The organism is Nostoc sp. PA-18-2419, assembly GCF_005869855.1.
In the GTDB taxonomy this organism is placed as follows: Bacteria; Cyanobacteriota; Cyanobacteriia; order Cyanobacteriales; family Nostocaceae; genus Nostoc.
On sequence record NZ_SZNH01000004.1, the window covers coordinates 204173 to 223472 of the forward strand.

Annotated in this window: 15 protein-coding genes; 6 read left to right on the forward strand and 9 right to left on the reverse strand. The window is 41.8% G+C overall.

Going from position 1 to position 19300, the window contains the following annotated elements; genetic code table 11:
• Nucleotides 1–254: 254 nt before the first annotated feature.
• The 4 genes from FCR06_RS06430 to FCR06_RS06445 all read right to left on the reverse strand — a co-directional run bounded on the left by FCR06_RS06430 (nt 255) and on the right by FCR06_RS06445 (nt 3610).
• Nucleotides 255–1751 carry a sensor histidine kinase gene (locus FCR06_RS06430; RefSeq protein WP_138498012.1) on the reverse strand — a complete coding sequence of 499 codons (1497 nt, stop codon included), beginning with the start codon at nt 1749–1751 and terminating at the stop codon, nt 255–257.
• A gap of 183 nt (nt 1752–1934) precedes the next feature.
• Nucleotides 1935–2588 (reverse strand): nucleotide exchange factor GrpE, encoded by a 654-nt coding sequence (gene grpE / locus FCR06_RS06435; RefSeq protein ID WP_138498013.1) that lies wholly within the window; start codon nt 2586–2588, stop codon nt 1935–1937.
• An 89-nt stretch (nt 2589–2677) separates the two neighbouring features.
• Nucleotides 2678–3169: a Dps family protein gene (locus FCR06_RS06440; protein WP_138498014.1), complete on the reverse strand. Its 492-nt coding sequence runs from the start codon at nt 3167–3169 to the stop codon at nt 2678–2680.
• Nucleotides 3170–3346: 177 nt separating this feature from the next.
• A complete protein-coding gene (locus FCR06_RS06445) occupies nt 3347–3610 on the reverse strand; it encodes a ParB N-terminal domain-containing protein (protein ID WP_138498015.1) in 264 nt (87 codons plus the stop codon).
• Between the two features lie 123 nt (nt 3611–3733).
• Here FCR06_RS06445 and FCR06_RS06450 point away from each other — a divergent pair, with 123 nt between their 5' ends.
• Complete coding sequence (locus tag FCR06_RS06450) at nt 3734–5401, forward strand: SpoIID/LytB domain-containing protein (RefSeq protein ID WP_138498105.1); 1668 nt, start codon at nt 3734–3736, stop codon at nt 5399–5401.
• Nucleotides 5402–6334: 933 nt separating this feature from the next.
• Here the strand turns inward: FCR06_RS06450 and FCR06_RS06455 are convergent.
• A complete protein-coding gene (locus FCR06_RS06455) occupies nt 6335–6634 on the reverse strand; it encodes a ferredoxin (protein ID WP_138498016.1) in 300 nt (99 codons plus the stop codon).
• A 418-nt stretch (nt 6635–7052) separates the two neighbouring features.
• Here FCR06_RS06455 and FCR06_RS06460 point away from each other — a divergent pair, with 418 nt between their 5' ends.
• From FCR06_RS06460 to FCR06_RS06480, 5 genes are all read left to right on the forward strand, one after another.
• On the forward strand, nt 7053–8081 hold the full coding sequence (locus tag FCR06_RS06460) for a Gfo/Idh/MocA family protein (RefSeq protein ID WP_189523337.1): 1029 nt from the start codon (nt 7053–7055) through the stop codon (nt 8079–8081).
• An 11-nt stretch (nt 8082–8092) separates the two neighbouring features.
• The gene (gene map, locus FCR06_RS06465; protein WP_138498018.1) at nt 8093–8878 is read left to right on the forward strand and encodes a type I methionyl aminopeptidase; all 786 of its coding nucleotides are present in this window, start codon (nt 8093–8095) and stop codon (nt 8876–8878) included.
• Between the two features lie 531 nt (nt 8879–9409).
• Entirely contained in the window at nt 9410–10588 is a 1179-nt protein-coding gene (locus FCR06_RS06470) for an acyl-CoA dehydrogenase family protein (RefSeq protein WP_411267986.1), read from the forward strand.
• Nucleotides 10578–11324, forward strand: coding sequence for a PIG-L deacetylase family protein (locus tag FCR06_RS06475; protein ID WP_138498020.1), 747 nt, complete (start codon nt 10578–10580; stop codon nt 11322–11324). The genes FCR06_RS06470 and FCR06_RS06475 overlap by 11 nt, the downstream gene beginning before the upstream one ends.
• Nucleotides 11321–11908: an SAM-dependent methyltransferase gene (locus FCR06_RS06480; RefSeq protein ID WP_138498021.1), complete on the forward strand. Its 588-nt coding sequence runs from the start codon at nt 11321–11323 to the stop codon at nt 11906–11908. Before FCR06_RS06475 ends, FCR06_RS06480 begins: the two co-directional genes overlap by 4 nt.
• 88 nt (nt 11909–11996) lie before the next feature.
• Here the strand turns inward: FCR06_RS06480 and FCR06_RS06485 are convergent, their stop codons facing one another.
• From FCR06_RS06485 to FCR06_RS06500, 4 genes are all read right to left on the reverse strand, one after another.
• Complete coding sequence (locus FCR06_RS06485) at nt 11997–13208, reverse strand: glycosyltransferase (protein ID WP_138498022.1); 1212 nt, start codon at nt 13206–13208, stop codon at nt 11997–11999.
• Between the two features lie 993 nt (nt 13209–14201).
• Nucleotides 14202–15221: an adenosyl-hopene transferase HpnH gene (gene hpnH, locus FCR06_RS06490; protein WP_138498023.1), complete on the reverse strand. Its 1020-nt coding sequence runs from the start codon at nt 15219–15221 to the stop codon at nt 14202–14204.
• A gap of 63 nt (nt 15222–15284) precedes the next feature.
• The gene (gene hpnA, locus FCR06_RS06495; RefSeq protein ID WP_223280049.1) at nt 15285–16295 is read right to left on the reverse strand and encodes a hopanoid-associated sugar epimerase; all 1011 of its coding nucleotides are present in this window, start codon (nt 16293–16295) and stop codon (nt 15285–15287) included.
• A gap of 91 nt (nt 16296–16386) precedes the next feature.
• Nucleotides 16387–19086, reverse strand: a complete 2700-nt coding sequence (locus FCR06_RS06500) for an efflux RND transporter permease subunit (RefSeq protein WP_138498024.1) — start codon at nt 19084–19086, stop codon at nt 16387–16389.
• Nucleotides 19087–19300: the final 214 nt, after the last annotated feature.

The window sequence follows — 19300 nt, forward strand, 5'->3', positions numbered from 1 at the left end:
ATAAGTAAATTTCATTAAATATTGATTTATTTTATACAAATTGTGTTTATCTTTTTAAAAAATAACAATTGTTTAATATTATTTATTATCTTTATGCTACCTATATAGATAAATTTATACATAAAATAATATCTACTTATGTAAGTTTATATACTTGAAGTTTAGATTTTATTAATTAAATCTCATAGTTTTAGTTGAAACTCTACTAAAGTGGAACATATAAATTAAACATTTTTAAGTATCTAGTTAATTATTTAGTTTTGACTTAGAGGAATAGTAATCGCAAATTCAGCTCCACTTCCTAACTGGGAAATACATTCCAATTTACCACCATGTTTTTGTGAAATAATTTGATAGCTAATAGACAACCCCATACCAGTACCTTTACCAATAGGCTTAGTACTAAAGAAGGGATCAAAAAGTCGCTGTTTCACTTCTTTCGGTATTCCTAACCCATTATCAGCAATGCTAATCATTACTTGATTTGGTTCTAAGAGTTGGGTACGAATGCGAATCTGGGGAGAAGTCATTTGTCCTTGGTTACTTGTGATTTGTGATTTCTTTGATGCCAAAATGACAAATGATTCTTCAATTGCATCAATCGCATTTACTAAAATATTCATAAATACCTGATTTAATTGCCCAGCATAACACTCTACCAAAGGTAAGTTACCGTATTCTTTGATAACTTGAATAGCAGGGTAGTCAGGTCTACCCTTAATACGATGTTCTAGAATCATCAGAGTACTATCGATTCCCTGATGAATATCTACCTCTTTCATATCAGCTTCATCCATGCGGGAGAAGTTACGTAAAGATAAAACAATCTCTCGAATTCGCTGTGCCCCAATTTTCATCGAGTTGAGCAGTTTAGGCAAGTCTTGGATCACAAACTCTAGGTCTATCTCTGCTGCTAATTCTTCAAGTTGAGGTATTGGATGAGGATACAGTTGTTGGTAGAGTTTTACAAATCGTATTAAGTCTTGGATGTAATCGTTAGCGTGAGTGAGATTTCCGTAAATGAAGTTAACAGGATTATTGATTTCGTGGGCAACACCTGCCACCAATTGTCCCAAACTAGACATCTTTTCACTTTGGACAAGCTGCATTTGAGTTTGCTGGAGTTCATTGAGGGCTTTTTCTAAGTCTTGTGTCTGCTGCTTTAATTGAGTTTCTGCCTGGATACGCTCAGTAATATGAACTGTTGTTCCTACCAACCGATAAATTCTACCTTCGCTGTCTTTGAGTGGATTAATCGTAGTTAGCGACCAAGTTTCTTCACCTTGAAAAGTCAGGCATTCTTCGTAGGTAATAGGTTTACCTGATTCCAGACAACTTACATATCTTTGACGAACTGCTGCCCCGCCTACTGCACCAAGTACATCTTCTGGTGTTTTACCAATTACCTCTGTACTGCTTAGACGAGTAGCGCGTTCTGTAGCTAGGCTCCAACCTGTGAAGCGAAAGTCACCATCTTCTTCAACATCCACCACAAATATTAGATGTTCACAGCCATTATAGACAGTCCGAAGAAATTGCTCTTTGTGTTGCAGTTGCGCTTGTTGTCGTTGGTATTCGACAATCTCAGCCTGTAGTGCCTCGTTCTTTGTTAACAGTTCTCTAGTCCGCTCTTCTACCCGTCTTTCCAGTTCTGCATCAGCTTGCTGGAGTGTCTGTTGATGTCTAAAACAGTAGCTAGCAAGTTCCGATAGCTGATTGCAGGACTCATTTATTTCGTTATCGTTTTGCATACTTAAGTCCTGTTCGTAACTGGAGTTTAGACGCACCTTAGCTCTTAAAGAACTTCTTTGATAGCGAGGGTGCTGTTTTAGTATTCCCTATGTCTGTTATTTCTCAACAGACAATACTAAAACTGAGAAGTTGTGATTTATAACTTCCTACTCTTCCCATCCGTGCCATACTCCCAATCCTTTTTACACAGGACTGACTTTGGCCCTATAAAGCAGCTTGTCACCTTGAAAGTAACCAGTGTAGCGCACCTTGACTATTTCTCCAGATTGTGCACTTCCTTCCATCAATTGGTGCTGTTGGGGATCGTAAGGTACTTCTGCTCCCACAGATGCGATCGCTTCCACTCCCCACCCTTGTAAAAGTTTTTCTAAAGGTTTGGCTACCAACGGCACTATTTTGACTGCTGCTAGCTGGGGATTTTCCTGAGCCTTTTGTGCTGCTGTCGGCCATTGCAATAACAAAGACTCCAGCAGTTGTAAAGTTGACTGCTGGAGTTCTTGTAGTAATGTTTCTCGCTGCTGTTCTAGTTGAAGTTGCAAGCGATCATGCTCTATTTTTAAATTTGTAACTTCTTGTAATAATTCTTGAGTATTTGCTGGCGTATGTTGTAACAATTCTATACTTGAAAAAGTTGCAATTAATTCACTCAATGACATCTGTAGCACTGGCGACAGCTTCAGCAGCACATCTAACCGCATCTGCTCTAGCTTTCCTTGGCGTAACCGCAAAAGTTGATGCTCAGAGACACCAGCAGTACGACTCAGAGCTTTAAAACTAGAAATACCCACTCGCTGCATTAAATTTCGTAGCTTTTGGGTGAAATCAATATTGGGCATGGAGTATTTGAGATTGGGTACTGGGGATTAAGTACTGAGTATAAAAAGTTAAAGATTATTTTCTAGTCCCCAGTCCCCAGTCCCCAGTTCTATTCTTCCAGCAAACTTCTCAACATCCAAGCTGTCTTTTCGTGTACTTGCATCCGCTGAGTCAATAAATCAGCTGTAGGTTCGTCGTTAACTTCGTCCACTACGGGGAAAACAGACCGTGCAGTTCTGACTACGGCTTCTTGTCCCTCCACTAGTAACCCGATCATTTCCACAGCTTTAGGAACTCCGGGAGTTTCTGGGATTGAACTTAATTTGGCGTATTCGCTGTAGGTTCCTGGTGCAGGATAACCAAGCGCTCTAATTCTCTCGGCAATTAAATCAACTGCTAACGCTAATTCTGTATACTGGGTCTCAAACATCAGGTGCAGCGTTTGGAACATCGGCCCGGTCACATTCCAATGGAAATTATGAGTTTTCAGATACAGTGTGTAGGTGTCAGCCAATAACCGAGATAATCCCTCGGCGATTTTTGCCCTACTCGCATCGTCAATGCCGATATTTAAGTTTTTAACTGTTACTTGTGATGACATAATTTTCTCCTAATTAGGTTATATGTAATTGGGGAATGGGAATTGGAAAAGGTGGGGCCCCCTCTGGGGATAAGGGGTAATGGGGATTGGCCAAACACGGCATGGGGCAAACAGGGAGTGTAAGAGGGGTGAGAAGCTTTTTTATAATCTCTCCACACTTGCGACACTCCTCAGTGTCTATGCTAAGTGCATCTTTAAAACGCTACGGGGTGCTTTACGGACTCTGGCTAAAACGGTTTCTTTGCCTAAACGCTGGCAAGCTTCATACCGATGACAACCAGAAAAGCCATAATATTGTCCATCTACTTCTAGAACATCTATCGGTTCTTGCTGCCCAATTTCCGCAATCGATTCCATTAAGTCCTGTACTTTATTTGGATCGTTTACACGGGGCAACGGGCGTCTAATCTGATTTAATGGAATTTCTTGGACTTTAACCATAAGGAGTTTATCGACTAGTTCTGTTTTATGTCTATAAAAAAAATCATAATCGTTATGACTTTATTTTGCAACTAATCAGAATTTGGATTTGGGGCAAAACTGATAATGATCATTGGAGCACTCATGCGACAAAAAGACCGCGCTACAAAACAATTGGAAAATCAGATCCAACGCTACATTCAGGGTCACAATCGAGAAGCCATCAAATTTTCCTTTTGGCGTTTTTCCTATACTGTGGTGGCGACATTTAGCCTATTGGGACTAACTGCGGCATCGGGGCCTGAGAGCAACGTCCAAGATGTGGAACTAAAAATTGGCATTGTACAGCGATTTGGTGTCCAACCCACAGCCAAACTGCAACTGGAACCGACAAAAGGCGATCGCTTAAAGCTAAAATTTCAAATCGGTAATAAGCAGCAAGTAGTGGTTACCAATAAGCCTGTGAAGCTGGAAACAGTTATGCAAGCTCTGCCGCAGTCAGTGGTTGAGGAAGTGGTAGTCTTGGGTACATATCGCAGCTTTGAAACTGCTGAAGATAGTGCGAAAAAATGGCGTTCTCAGGGAATGGAGGTGGAAATAGCTCAGCCAGAACGCTGGCAAGTTTGGGCGAAACGGGATGTTTACAGCACTCCTTTACTACGACGCTTGTTGTTGCAAAACATCCAAACAGCTAATCAACAAAAAGTATATCTTGATACTAAAACGTTGAAACAAGTACCGCGAGTGAGTTGGGTCGTGGATGGTAAGCGCTACAACCCGAATGAATTGGAAGTCAGCACTGATAAAAACTTGATTCGGGTGAATAAAACTGACAAACCAGAAAATGCTCGTCTATATGCAGGACGGCTCAATTTACAACCAAATGCTTACGGGACATATACTTTAGTTAACAAAGTGCCCTTAGAAACTTATTTGCGTGGGGTTGTGCCTTATGAAATAGGTACTGATGCACCAACAGCAGCCCTAGAAGCCCAAGCAATTCTTGCTCGCACTTATGCCTTGAGAAATTTACGTAGGTTTGCCGCAGATAACTACCAGTTGTGTGCTGATACACATTGCCAAGTTTATTATGGGTTGAATGGAGCAGCTACGAAAACAGACCAAGCGATCGCTGCAACCAGGGGTAGAGTATTAACTTATAAAAACGAATTAGTAGACGCCTTATATTCTTCCACCACTGGTGGAGTTACCGCCTCCTTTAGTGATGTCTGGAATGGTGAGGATCGTCCTTACCTGCGCCCTGTAATTGATGCTCCTACAAATCTTTGGAACTTGTCAAAGCAAAGTTTAGCTGATGAAAAGAACTTCCAAAAGTTTATTAATATGCAACAAGGTTTTAATGAAAGTAAGTGGAATATGTTCCGTTGGCGCAAGGAAACTCGTTTAGAAGATATTATTAAGGATTTACAGAAATTTTTACAGGTTAAAAACAGTCCTTATGCCAAATTTAAGACAATCCAGGCGATGGCAATAGTTAAACGAAGCCAGAGTGGACGTATCCTCGAACTCGCAGTCAAAACTGATAATAGCACCTTTATTCTCCATAAAGACGAAGTTCGCAGCGCTTTTGCTGCTCCCGTAAGTACACTTTTTTATATAGAACCCTTGAACAAAGGCAAATCAGAATTATGGGGATACGCTTTTATTGGTGGTGGATTAGGACATGGAGTCGGTTTGAGTCAAACTGGCGCTCAAAATTTAGCTAAACTTGGTTGGTCTAATCATAAAATTCTCCAATTTTACTATCCTGGGACTGAAATTAAAATTCTCAGTAAAGAGATTAAACGTTAAAGCCAATTAGCATGGCAATTTTAGTTACGAAGAAAAATAACCGAGTTGTCAGCTTGCTATAAATCCTCGCAAATCTTTTCCCGTTTCTTTCCTGTTCTTGCCAAATTAAGATGCTGCCGATAATGAAAGAATTAAATTTAGATTTGCATATATATTTTTTATCAAGGTAGATACTTCCCAATACCTTTCGGYTAAGGGAGAAAGGGGGAGGATAAAAGGGTAAAGAAAAACTTTAAGCCAAACCCAGTAACCCTTTCCCAAAACCCAATTCTAAGTTAGAAATGCACAAAGCAAGCAGTATTGAGATACTTCCTATTTCTCAACTATTTATAAAAGGAGATTCTACCTTTTTTATAGTTAGAGAAAAAAACAGGTTTGGAGAGAGCATCTACTCACTAATATGAAACTTTTAAATATTCTTTCTTAATGCTTGAATCTACTAAGAGCAACTTTTCTCAAAATTTAAGTATCCAAGCGTTTGTTAACAATAAAATTATTTTTGTGCAGGTATCTATCCCAGACGAGTTAGAGTTGATAGGCTAGAAAAGTTAAGTTGAGAAACTAATCCCTTTTAGCAATTTATGCCTTTGATTTTTATAACTCTAAGGAGTAAAATCTCAGAGAAAAAATTTAGAAACCACAAAATCAAGTATGCAAATAATTGCAAATCGAATTAAATCTGGAGAACTTACAGTAGTTCGGGAGTAGGGCAAATTTACAAATATCTAACAGAAGAAAACTTGATAAGCATTTTTACAAAGCAGGAACACAGTAAATTTTATGTTCCTGCTTTGTTCTAAAGTTAGGCTTTTTGTCAAACTATCATGATAAAGGATATATATCATGAGGAGAATGTTTCTCCTAAATCAGTTGCTTCTATTATTTCAACATCATTAACTCTTGCAAGAGATTTTTTGTTGAGAGGCCTAATTTTTAGTAAAGTTCTTCCTCTTTGTGAGTTTCGATTGTCAAATCAGAGGTTGGGTAAGCAACACAAGTTAATACATATCCAGCTTGTATCTGATCGTCATCTAAGAATGACTGGTCACCTTGATCGACGGTACCTGATGTGAGTTTACCTGCACAGGTCGAGCAAGCACCAGCGCGACAAGAGTAGGGTAAATCAAGACCAGCTTCTTCAGCAGCGTCTAAAATGTATTCATCATCAGGAACGTCAATCGTTTTGTTCAGCCCTTCGGCTTCGTTGATAAGTGTGACTTTAAAACTTGCCATTGGGAAATCCTCTCTTTTGCAAACGGCAGTATAAGTTATGCTAAAGCAAAAGTTCCGGCTGTTATTATGGTGTTAGCCGAACTTTCATATTTGCTTTAATTCTGATACTACGAGAAAAATTAAACGATGTAACTGTAAATTCACCCCGATTAGTAATGAAATTTAGTTACTTCATACAAATAAGTTTTAGTTATGTGGCTCATTGGCTGCCGATGTTTGAACAAAGACTATGAACTGTTACCCCAAACCTCAAAGACTCTTATCTATAATTTGCTCTAATTGGCATTATGGTAAGGCATTTGCCATAAATTTTTACCGCTCACAAGTTTTCAAGCAGCCTCTTAGTGCCATTCACTCATGAATAACGAATCCCACTACTACAAGCGTGAGAGAATCAAAAACAGAACTAGTGAAGATCGTGTATAATTTAAGAGCAGCTTTGGAAAAAGCAAAAGTGCGTGTAGGTTTGGTAGGTACTGGGTATGCAGCAAAGTTTCGCGCTGAGGCGTTGCTGAATGATGAGCGAATGCGGGAAGCAAATGCTCTGGCGTCGCAGGTAGTAGCAGTTGTTGGTCATACAAAAGAAAAAACCCAAGCCTTTGCCCAAGAGTATGAAATTGAAGCGTTGAGTTCTTGGCAACAGCTAGTAGAACGCTCAGATATAGACCTGGTGGTGATTTCCACTGTAAATCGGGATCATGGTGCGATCGCCCGTGCAGCACTTACGAATGGCAAACATGTGATTGTCGAGTATCCACTTTCATTGAATGTGGTAGAAGCTGAGGAACTCATAGGCTTGGCCAAAGCACAACAAAAACTCCTGCACGTCGAACATTTAGAACTTTTAGGTGGTTTGCATCAAGCTTTGAAACAAAACCTAGCCAAAATAGGTGAAGTGTTTTATGTCCGTTACAGTACCATCAATTCCCAGAATCCTGCACCCCGAAAATGGACTTTTAATCATCAGCTTTTCGGCTTTCCGTTAATTGGTGCCCTATCGCGCATACATCGTCTTACCGATTTGTTTGGTAAAGTATCTACTGTTAACTGTCACCAGCGATACTGGGAAACAGAATCAGAATACTATCAAAGCTGTTTATGCACTAGTCAACTCTGCTTTACTAATGGACTTTTAGCCCAAGTAATATATGGCAAAGGTGAAACTATTTGGCAGTCAGAACGCAAGTTTGAAGTTCACGGTGAAAAGGGTGGTTTAATTTTTGATGGCGATACAGGATTTTTGATCCAGCCAGGGGAAACAACACCTATAGAAGTTGCCCCTCGTCGGGGTTTGTTTGTCAAAGACACAATTATGGTCTTAGACCATCTTTTTAATGGCACTCCTTTGTACGTTACCCCAGAGGAGAGCTTGTATACTCTAAAGGTCGCTGATGCTGCCCAGAAAGCTGCACAGACAGGGTTAACTATATTTATGAAAGATACTTAAGATAAAAGTTAATGAAAACTGAACTAATTGTTATTTTATCCCAACGAGAATTAGACAAAATGCGTCAAGCTGGACGCTTAGCAGCCAAACTTTTACAGCATCTCGAACCGATGGTAAAACCAGGGGTTAGCACTCTGGAAATCAATGATGAAGCTGAACGTTGGACACAAGCGCATGGAGCAAAAAGTGCACCTCTTGGTTATAAGGGTTATCCGAAATCGATTTGCACTAGTGTAAATGAGGTAATCTGTCATGGCATTCCTAATGCCAAGCAAATCCTCAAGGAAGGTGACATTATTAATATTGATGTCACCCCGATTATTGAAGGTTACCACGGTGATACATCCAAGACATTCTTTGTCGGTACCCCATCGCCAAAAGCAAAAAAGTTGGTGGAAGTGACACAGAAGTGTTTACATTTGGGCATTGCTGAAGTGAAATCTGGGGCACGCATTGGTGACATTGGTGCAGCTATTCAAGAGTATGCTGAAGCACAAGGCTTTTCTGTAGTGCGAGATTTTGTGGGACACGGGATCAGTAATATTTTTCACACTGCGCCGGATATTCCCCACTATGGCACACGGGGTAAGGGCAAGCGCCTCAGACCAGGGATGGTTTTTACCATTGAGCCAATGATTAACGAAGGGAGTTACCAAGTCGAGGTTCTGGGCGATAAGTGGACTGCTGTAACACGCGATCGCAAGCTTTCTGCCCAATTTGAGCATACCTTAGCTGTGACTGAAGATGGCGTTGAAATTCTCACCCTACCTGAAGGCGAGAATTACTGGGGTGTATGACAACTGAGTGGTATTGGTATTGGTAATGGGTAATAGGAAATGGGTAAGAAAACACAACTGTTCACCTCTTAGCAATTACCTTTTTCCCAATTACCAAAAAGACCAACATATTGTAAGTAATTAGCCGAACTTGATATTAAATATTTTGCCCCACCTGAAAATCAAGATTTAAATGTAGTTAAATATCTCCGAAAATCTATATAAAATCTGCATTTATCTCTTTTTTCTCGATCTCACCCTTGACAAAAGTGCAGTTTTATTAACTATATCGATGTAGTGCTTCTGTCTTTGCAGGAGAAAAGCGATTAAGACGTAAAAAATTCAACAAGACACAGGCAATTCCTATGAATTGGCAAGCTTACGCGTTACCCAACGTGTGTGTAGTTAGTTCACTGATTCTATTCATGGGCGCAAAATCACGCAGAAGATAGAGGTATTGGGCAACTTAATTTTATTATCTTTATTAGTAAGTTGAAGAGATTTTAAATAAGGGATATCGCTATTATTACTCAACTATCAAAGGATGTTGTCATCCAGAAATCTAACGATTCAAGCATTGCTGTTGCTCTAGTACGTGCTACGGAAATTGCTGATTATTGTGCAGCTAATGCGACTAACATAGATATTAATGGTGCTTTTCCCGAACGGGAGTTTGAGCTAATTGCCGAGGCTGGGTTATTGGCTGCACCATTGGCTCAAGAGTTAGGCGGGTGGGGTGCAGGAATTGATGCTAATGTTACCTACGAGGTACTGAAGCTCCTCAAGCAGATGGGACGGGGTAACCTAGCGGTTGGTCGAATTTATGAGGGGCACGTCAATGCTCTACAACTGATTCAGACCTTTGGTAGTAGAGAACAAATTGCCGCGTATGCCCGTGATGCCCGCGATCGCCACAGAATCTTTGGAGTTTGGAATGCAGAAGCAGCTGATGGTGTAAAAGTTATCCCCCTAGAGAACGATTGTTATCAGTTACAAGGTTCTAAAACTTTTTGTACTGGTGCGGGCTATCTGGAACGTCCTTTTGTGAACGGAGCATTGCCGGATGGTAGTTGGCAGATGTGCATTGTACCGATGGATCGAGTGAAGACAGTTAGCGATCCAAGTTGGTGGCAACCTTCTGGGATGCGAGCAACTGCAAGCTTTAAAGTAGATTTTAGCGGTGTGGAGTTAGAGCAGAGTGCATTAATCGGTCAGCCAAATGACTACCATCGACAGCCGTGGTTGTCTGCTGGAGTGATTCGGTTTGCTGCGGTGCAATTGGGTGGGGCAGAAGCACTATTTAACCTGACTCGTCAATATCTCCAGCAGTTGAAATATACAAATGACCCATACCAAAAAGAACGGCTTGGGAAAATGGCGATCGCCATTGAAAGTGGAAATCTCTGGCTGCGGGGAGCCGCCGATAGGATAGCAGCGTATGCGCCTGTGTTTGGTGGCCTTCCTACAGATCCCAACCTACAAGCAGACCAACTCGTCGCCTATGCAAACATGGTGAGGACGACAATTGAACAAATTTGCATTGATGTYATGCAACTGTGCGAACGTTCAGTTGGGACTAGAGGCTTGCTACCACCAAATCCAATGGAACGCATCATCCGAGATTTAACTTTATATCTACGACAACCTGCTTTTGATGCAGCCTTGGCAAATGTTGGCCAATATGTCTTGGAGCGAAGTGAGCCTGCATGTTTGCTGTGGAATGATGAATAAAATCGGTGTTTCCTCCCCGCTAACCAATCCCAGCATTTTACCTTGGCGTTCAATTGAGTCAATCGCTTGTAGTCCGATACTAGTCATAGCACCTCATCCTGATGATGAGACCTTGGGTTGTGGAGGTGCGATCGCTCTATTGCGTTCCTTAAATTGTGACGTGCAAGTTTTAGTCATTAGTGACGGTACGCTTTCACACCCTAATTCTCTGAAATATCCTGCACCTGCACTCCTAGCTTTGCGGGAAAGCGAAACACTATCGGCGTTGAAATTGCTTGGTGTGGAAGTTAATGCTATCAGCTTTTATAGAATGCAAGACGGGTCAATTACAGCACAGTATAAAAGTGCAGTAGCCACTTGTCGTGCTTATCTGACAAAAGTTGCCCCACAAATTATCTTTTTACCGTGGCGGTACGACCCTCATCCAGACCACCGAGCAACCTGGAAATTAATTCACACGGCGTTAGAAAACTTAAGTCTATCGCCCCGATTGATTGAGTATCCGATTTGGGACTGGGACTTAGAGCAAAGGGGGAGTTTACCACAATCTCTGGAGGTGACAACCTGGCGATTGAATATTGGCCCGGTAGTGGAGTTGAAACAGCAAGCGATCGCTGCTTATCGCTCCCAAATTACAGACTTAATTGACGACGATCCACAAGGCTTTCACCTGACTGCGGAAATGTTAGCGAACTTCACTCATCCTTGGGAAGTTTATATAGAGGAAAACCGATGAACCCATTACAATCCAATTCCCTACCACCCAGCTACTTTGATAAAATCTATGGCCAAGATCCCGATCCGTGGAAGTTTGAGACAAGCGAATACGAAGCTAACAAATATGCTGCCACAATTGCAGCTTTGCCCAAAGAGCGCTATCAGTCTGCCTTTGAAATCGGTGGTTCCATTGGCGTTTTAACTGAGAAACTGCAAAAGCATTGTGACTCACTGCTATCGGTTGATGTATCAAAACTAGCGCAGGATAAAGCAATAGAGCGCTGTCGGCATCTCTCTAACGTTAAGTTCGACATTATGCGTGTCCCAGAGCAATATCCCGATGAAATGTTTGATTTGACCCTAGTCTCGGAAGTTGGCTACTACTGGAGCTGGGAAGACTTAAAAAAATCCCAACACTGCATTCTAGAACACCTAGAACCAGGAGGACATTTACTATTAGTTCATTGGACACTCTATGCCCGTGATTATCCTCTGAGCGGGGATGAAGTTCACGATTCATTTTTTGAGTTGACCTCAAAACTGCGGCATTTAAAAGGTCAACGGGAAGAAGAATATCGACTCGATTTATTCGAGCGAGTCTGAAAAGGGATTGGGTATTGGGGATTTAGGATAAGGGAAACGAAAAAATCATTCCTTTTCCCTTTAACCTTTTTACATAGTCCCCAGTCCTTTAACCTCGACGCAAGTTTTCAAGGCGTAGGCGTAAGTCTTGAATTGCTTGCCTAATTTCTACACTTGGCCAGCGCTTAAGCCAAATTTCTTCTTTGTGCTGGCGCTGTTCAACTTGTTCAAACAACTGACCAAAGGTACAAGGTTGCGTTAATTTTTGGACGAGCCATTGGGATGAAACTCCTAGCATATCTGCCAAAGGAGTGACTTTGCTATGAGTTAGTTGATAGCCATTAAGAACGCACCACCACATTACTCGTAGTTGGCGACGTGCAGTAAAACGAGTTTCTATAGCCGCCGCTGACTCCACTAAAAATGATTGCTGTCGTCGTCCCATTTCTATCCATTCACTCAACTGGTTCGCCATACCAATGCTAGTGCGTCCAGTTTGTCTTGCCGAAGTTACTACTTTCACTAACGGACTATGGCGAAAACGAGCGTTTACTCGCACTAAAGCACGATAAAACGCTACATCTTCGGGAGTCCGCACAGGTGGTAAGCCTCCTGCTAGTGCATACATTTCTGCTGTCACGGCTAGACTTGCCCCATTATGGTAATGGTGCCGAGGAAAAATATCATAAGGGTCGGGGTCGAGGTAAGTTTCTAATTCTGCTATTAAGTAACGGTAGCCTACATCGCGCAGATAGCAAGCTCTGAGGTAGGGATCTAGACGAGAGCGCTCGTCGTGATCGGTGAGAATTCGTCCTCCTACAGCATCAGCACCGCAAGCAATTTCGTACAGGGTTGCAGCGATCCAAGTTGGGCTAACTTGCGAGTCACCATCGGTTGAAGCAATTATTCCCCGCCTGCGTCCCAAACTGTACAAGCGGTGGTATGCCTCATCCATCAAAATCTGGCGCACTCGACCAATGTAAGCTTCTTCTGGAGGCAAAGTTTTTTCAACTACGTGCAGTGCTAACTGTGGATGTTGTTGAGCAAATTCTCTGGCGATCGCCGCTGAATTATCACTGCAATTATTTGCTAACAAAATTATTTCATAGCGTTTGGGGTTTAAAGCCTGTCCTTTGAGATCGACTTGATGTATGAAAGCAGTAAGGGTTGCTGCCAACGTCTGCGCTTCATTGCGGACTGGAATAATTACGCAGAATTCACAATACTGTGACGGCGGTGTTTGGACTAAAGCTTGGGAAAAGTCCTTATACAGTAGTGTAGGCGGAAAGTCAGCAACTACTTGCAAGCGCTTACTTTCCATAACAACCGTTTTTCCCTCTACAGGAAAACAGACAGAGTATATTCATTCAATACTTAATAATAATTAAAAATTGTAATCTATTTTGAAAATTTTCTCATTTTATTTCAATCTCTCTAGAGCATGATTAATGCTGATTAAAACTCTATCAACAGATGTAATAGAAAACTATTTTTAGTTTTTTTATTAGGGCATATCATCAATTAGCCAAACGGGAATCATTTTATGTCCTGTTGATAACTTGTCGTTAACGCTGATGCTTTGACGTTTGACGCCAAGACATCAAATATTTTAATAATAAGTGATTAAGCTGACTTGATATTATTACCTAACTGCTTGGAAGCAAATAAAACAGTATATAAAATTCGGTCAATGTGCTAAAAAACTATTTTTCTGGTGATTATTTAACTATTGTGACTTGGAGAATTCTGAGACTTTGGCAGGCTTTGCTCCTAATTTGTTAGCCGATATAGCAGTCTTAAATCATTTGTGAAATACTTCCTACCTAAGCTATAAACTGTTGAGAGTTGGTTGCTTGGCTTTATGGCTGTTTGTGGACTGGTCAGATTAGGAATTAATCGGTTACCTTCTATCACTTTGATGACTTGATTTTCTCTTCATAAATTCATTTATTATGATTTGATATTTCTCTTCTAATTTTATTTTTTCTCTCTCAATGTCTTTAAGGGACTGACAAATAAAAAAATATCCCAAATTTTCTTGTGGGATGGGTGTCCTCACCCGTCCTATATTCAGGGCGGGCTTTCCTGCCCACCCCACAAGAGGGATAATTTATTCTCTGGAAATCCCTAAACCCTTATTTGCTCCTAGAATGAGATGCCGATCGCCTCTACCAGACAAATCCTTATAACTCTATCCTAGTAAGGATTCATATTTCGTGGATAAGTCTATTTATCTGATGACTGATAACCGATGACTGATGACCGTCAACAGTTAACAGTCAATAACTATAAAGAATGTTTGGTGTTGCTACTTTTAATTTTTACCAAACACACTAGTAAGGGCACGCGCCATATTTTGCGGTTGCATTGCATCCATTGCAGCGGTGGGTTCATAACCACAGTGAACCATGCAGTCGGCACACTTGGGATTACCACTCGCACGGCCGTATTGACTCCAGTCAGTTTTAGCGAGTAATTCTTGGAAGCTAGAGTAATAACCCTCGTTGAGCAGATAGCAAGGTTTTTGCCAACCGAGAACGCTATAACTTGGGCTACCCCAAGGGGTACATTCGTAGTCCTTCTCACCAATAAGAAAATCTAGGAACAGCGGATTGTGATTAAAGTTCCAGTTTTTTACACCACTTTTGTATGGACTCAGAATTTCTCGGAAGAGGGCGCGTGTTTGTTCCCGTTGGAGAAAATGATCTTGGTCTGGTGCCCACTCGTAACTATAGCCAGGAGAAATCATCATCCCGTCGGTATTAAGTGTTTGGAGAAAATCAAAGAACTGTTGCATATCTTTGGGGTCAGTGCCCTCAAAGATAGTAGTATTAGTGGTGACCCGAAAGCCTTTAGCTTTGGCAGCGCGAATCGCTTTAACAGCTATATCAAAAACACCTTTGCGATCGACACAGTGATCGTGCAACTCTCGCATCCCGTCTAGATGTACGCTGAAAGTCAGATAAGGGGAAGGTTGGAACTTATCCAGGCTTTTTTCTAACAACAAACCATTGGTACACAAATAAATATACTTTTTGCGCTCAATTAATCCCCACACAATCTCATCAATTTGGGGATGTAGCAGAGGTTCTCCACCAGGAATTGAGACAACCGGTGCGCCACACTCTTCCACTGCGGCAAAGCACTGTTGTGGGGTGAGATTTTGCTTTAATATTTCCTTGGGATGTTGGATTTTACCACAACCAGTACACGCTAGATTACACCGAAAAAGAGGTTCCAACATCAATACTAAAGGAAAGCGTTTGCGCCCCAACAGACGTTGAGTCACAAGATACTTGCCGATATCTATAGCTTGTTGTAGATTAACTCCCATTATTCCGATCGCTCCTCTTTAAGATATAGAAACACCACTGTAGAGACACAAAGCTTTGCGCTTTTATTTGCGCTCATTGACGTAACCTTGGGCAACAAACCAATCTACAGCGTCCTGGAGTGCGCCTTTGAGAGGAGATTGCGGTAATCCCAACTCTCGCACGGCCTTAGTGGCATTGTAATACATAGGTTGTTTTGCCATCCGAACGCCATCTATAGGCACTGAAGGCGATTTCCCCAATGGTGCAAGAATCTTTTCATCAACCCAAGCAACACTTAGGGGTAACCAAGCAGGTATACTTCGTTGCGGTGCTGGTAAACCTGTGATATCAGCGAGTTGTTCGAGTATTTGCTTGAGGCTAAGGTTCTGGTGACCTAAGATATAGCGATCGCCAGATTTACCTCGTTCCAAAGCCAGTAAATGTCCCCATGCTACATCCCGCACATCGATAAAATTCAAACCAGTATCCAAGTAAAAGGGCATTTCTTTCCGCAAAAACCGCAGTATTATATCACCTGTGGGGGTGGGTTTGATATCCAAGGCTCCAATGGGGCTGCTGGGATTGACTATAACTACCTCTTGACCTTGAGCAGCGGCTTGTATAGCTTCTTGTTCGGCCAGAAATTTAGACTTTTTATAGTTACCCACCAACTTGTCTAAGGGACTCTGATGTGTTTCATCAACTACTTCACCTGATGACCCCACGCCAATGGCCGCCACTGAACTGGTATAAACGGTACGCTCAATCCCTGCTTTTTCGGCTGCTGCTAACACATTGCGCGTACCCACGACGTTGTGACGGTAAAGCAACTCCTGGTCAGCTTGCCAGAGAGAATAATGGGCTGCCACATGAAACAGGTATTGACAATCGCTCATCTGTTCCCACAGATTTGCATCGTTTAAATCGCCTTTGACAATTTCCACCTCCAGACCGCAGAGATTTTGCAGATTACTGCTAGGGCGTACCAGTGCTTTGACTGTGTATCCTTGTTGCAGCAGCAACCGCACCAAGTGGGCACCAATAAAACCCGTACCTCCGGTAAGAAAAACCCTTTTAGATTTTGGATTTATCAACTTGGAATTCCCCCATTTTCATTGGACACAGAAATTTGGCACCAAGTAATGTAAATTTCTGAATTTGAGCAGTTATCCCCATTTAAAAATCTCAAATCTCAAATTTCTTGCGAGGAAACCAATCATCCAAAATGGTGTAAACCACTGGCACTACAATCAAACTAAGGATAGTTGATGTTACCAGTCCCCCAGCGATCGCTACGGCCATTGGCGATCGCAATTCGGAACCAGCACCCAGACCTAAGGCGATCGGTAACATCCCTAAAAGCGTAGAAGCGGTGGTCATCATGATTGGTCTGAGGCGCACTAGTCCAGTATTAAGGATTGCTTCGGTACGGTTTAAGCCAGCACTGCGTAGCTGATTAATGTAATCTACCAATAAAATGGCATTTTTGTTTGCTAGTCCTAACAAAAACACGAAGCCAATCAGTGAGATCATCCCAAAGTCGCTCTTGGTAATCAGTAGCGCTAACATCGCTCCTATTAGTGCCAAAGGTAAAGATACACCAATAACCAGAGGATCTACCCAAGTTTTAAATAGCAAAATTAGTACCACAACAATACACAAGGCAGAGAGAGCAAGAGTACTGCCAAAACTGCCAAAAACTTCGTTCAATTTGGCAGAATCTCCTCCCAAGTCTAACGAAACATCAGACGGCAACACCGCTTTAGCTTCAGCTACTACTTTGTCAGTAGCATCACCCAAGGTCAGATCCTTGCCAAGATTAGCACTGACATAAGCTACCCGCTGATTATTTAAACGCTCAATTTCAAATACTGTACCTTGTGAATTTGTTTCTCCTGTAACTGTCACATCCACAAATCCCGATATTTTTTCAATCCTCTGTTTAATTGCTCTAACAGCTTTGCTCAGAGATTGAAGATTGTTACCGCGTAATGCGACTTCTAAAGGTTTTTGACCGCCGCTATCAACAAATTTAATATCTTCAATACTGGTACTAACGCCAGGAAGAATTGGTAAGGAGGAGCGCAGTTGGTCTTGTAATTGAGCAGTTGTAATTTTTCGGTCTTCTTTGAGCCTTACATACAGCGTGCCTTTGTTCGGCTCACCTTCACGAGAACCAACGGTGGTAAATACCGTTTCCACTGCTGGGTCTTTTCTCACCACAGCTTCGATTTTCTTAGCAACCTCAAGGGAATCATTTAAGGGATTGGGGAAGGTGGGGCCCCCTTTGGGGATAAGGGGTGATGGGGATTGGGATAAAGGAGAATTTACTCCTCCTGCTCCTCCTGCTTGGGCTAAGCCAGGGATTTTTGGCAAGGGAGCCGTATAAGCAATATTGAATTCCCCACGGTCTAATTTGGGGATAAATCCTTTAGGAATCAATGGAATTAATGCTATACCTGCAATGAAGCTGAGTACAGCTAAGCCCATAACTATTTTGCGGTGATTTAAAGACCAACTGAGCAAGTTTCTATAAGATTGGGCAAACCTCACCCAGGTTTTTGCTTCGCGACGAGGTGAGGTAGAGGATTTTGGTTTTAGCCAGTAGATAGCCAGAACTGGAGATAAAGTCCGAGCTACTAGCATAGAAGCGAGCATTGCGGCTGAAACAGTGATGCCAAATGGCTTGAAGAACTGACCGATTACTCCACCCATTAAACCTATGGGCAGAAAAACCGCTACTGCTGTCAAGGTGGCTGCTGTAACTGTCAATCCAATTTCATTTGTCGCTAAAAGTGCTGCTTGGCGGGGATTTTCTCCATCATCGACGTGTCGCATGATGTTTTCTACATCCACGATCGCATCATCAACAATACTGCCAATCACCAAAGCTAAAGCTAGCAACGTAATTGTCTCTAAATTGAAGCCATAAATCGCCATAACGATAAATGTCGCCAAAATAGATGTAGGAATTGCCAATGCAGAAATTAAGGTGGCTCGCCAGTTCCACAAAAAGGGAAAGATGACGATGATGGACAGTAAGATTGCTTCTAGTAGAGCATCAATTGTTGATTGGGTAGCTTGGCGGATATATTTTGCTTGAGTCGCAGCTAAGGTGAGGTTGACATCTTTGAAAGTAGAGCGCAGCCTTTGAACTTCTTTTTCAACTGAATTCACCACTTCTAGGGTGTTTGCATTACCGCGTTTAATTACTTGAAATGCGAGGGCATCTTGGCCGTTAAAGCGGACTAATGTAGACCCTTGTTTGCTCAGAGACGTTGCACTGAGGTTTGATGGATCTAAGGGAGTTGCAGTTGCATCGCCCAGCAGTGAAACTTTAAGAACTCCTGGTAATTTAGCGATCGCACTGACAATTTGCTCTTTGGCCAACTTAGTCAAATCTGTGAGATTTCGTGTTGGACTTTCAATGGCATAGCTAATGGCGGCTGACTCGTTCAAGTTCAAGGGAATAATTTTATAAGTTGCTCCCTGAGGTAGAGTCACCTGTTTGACCGCAGTTTCAACATCTTTGGTCGATGTTTCTAGATTCGTACCAACAGCAAAAGCTAGACTAACGGCTGTTTGACCAGGATAGGTTGATGAGCGAATATTCTCCAATCCTTGTAGGGAATGTAGGCGTTCCTCTACGGGTTTGGTAAGCTTGGCCTCTGTATCTACGGCAGTTGTTAGAGGGGCTGTAGCACTTACAACCACCACTGGAAAGGCAATATCTGGAAACAATGCATACTTAAGCGAACTGAAAGCAAGAATACCAGCTACCGTGACCGCAATCCAAAAACTCACGGTCAACCACGAAAATCTAATCGCAAATTTGGAGATATTGAAGAGTTCTCGTGCGGATTTTGAGCTAGAAAGCTTTACCATCTTGGAAAATTATCGTGCGGGTGACACAATTATTTAGTCATGCTACAGCAATCGCCTTCGGTTTGTGAGTTTTGGTCACCACCAAATGGCAATACTACTGATTGTTACTCAAATTATGACAAAATTTTTAACTAGAAAAAATTCAAATGTTAGGAGGAGCAACTAAAATTAAAAATTTAGAAGTACTATTAGCAACGGGCAAGGCAGTGCAATT

Bases quoted from the DNA above. Each gene is read 5' to 3' on its own strand.
- FCR06_RS06500 (WP_138498024.1), bottom strand. From the start codon at position 19,086: ATGGTAAAGCTTTCTAGCTCAAAATCCGCACGAGAACTCTTCAATATC.
- hpnH (WP_138498023.1), bottom strand. From the start codon at position 15,221: ATGGGAGTTAATCTACAACAAGCTATAGATATCGGCAAGTATCTTGTG.
- grpE (WP_138498013.1), bottom strand. From the start codon at position 2,588: ATGCCCAATATTGATTTCACCCAAAAGCTACGAAATTTAATGCAGCGA.
- FCR06_RS06440 (WP_138498014.1), bottom strand. From the start codon at position 3,169: ATGTCATCACAAGTAACAGTTAAAAACTTAAATATCGGCATTGACGAT.
- FCR06_RS06445 (WP_138498015.1), bottom strand. From the start codon at position 3,610: ATGGTTAAAGTCCAAGAAATTCCATTAAATCAGATTAGACGCCCGTTG.
- FCR06_RS06455 (WP_138498016.1), bottom strand. From the start codon at position 6,634: ATGGCAAGTTTTAAAGTCACACTTATCAACGAAGCCGAAGGGCTGAAC.
- FCR06_RS06430 (WP_138498012.1), bottom strand. From the start codon at position 1,751: ATGCAAAACGATAACGAAATAAATGAGTCCTGCAATCAGCTATCGGAA.
- FCR06_RS06485 (WP_138498022.1), bottom strand. From the start codon at position 13,208: ATGGAAAGTAAGCGCTTGCAAGTAGTTGCTGACTTTCCGCCTACACTA.
- map (WP_138498018.1), top strand. From the start codon at position 8,093: ATGAAAACTGAACTAATTGTTATTTTATCCCAACGAGAATTAGACAAA.
- FCR06_RS06480 (WP_138498021.1), top strand. From the start codon at position 11,321: ATGAACCCATTACAATCCAATTCCCTACCACCCAGCTACTTTGATAAA.
- FCR06_RS06450 (WP_138498105.1), top strand. From the start codon at position 3,734: ATGCGACAAAAAGACCGCGCTACAAAACAATTGGAAAATCAGATCCAA.
- FCR06_RS06475 (WP_138498020.1), top strand. From the start codon at position 10,578: ATGATGAATAAAATCGGTGTTTCCTCCCCGCTAACCAATCCCAGCATT.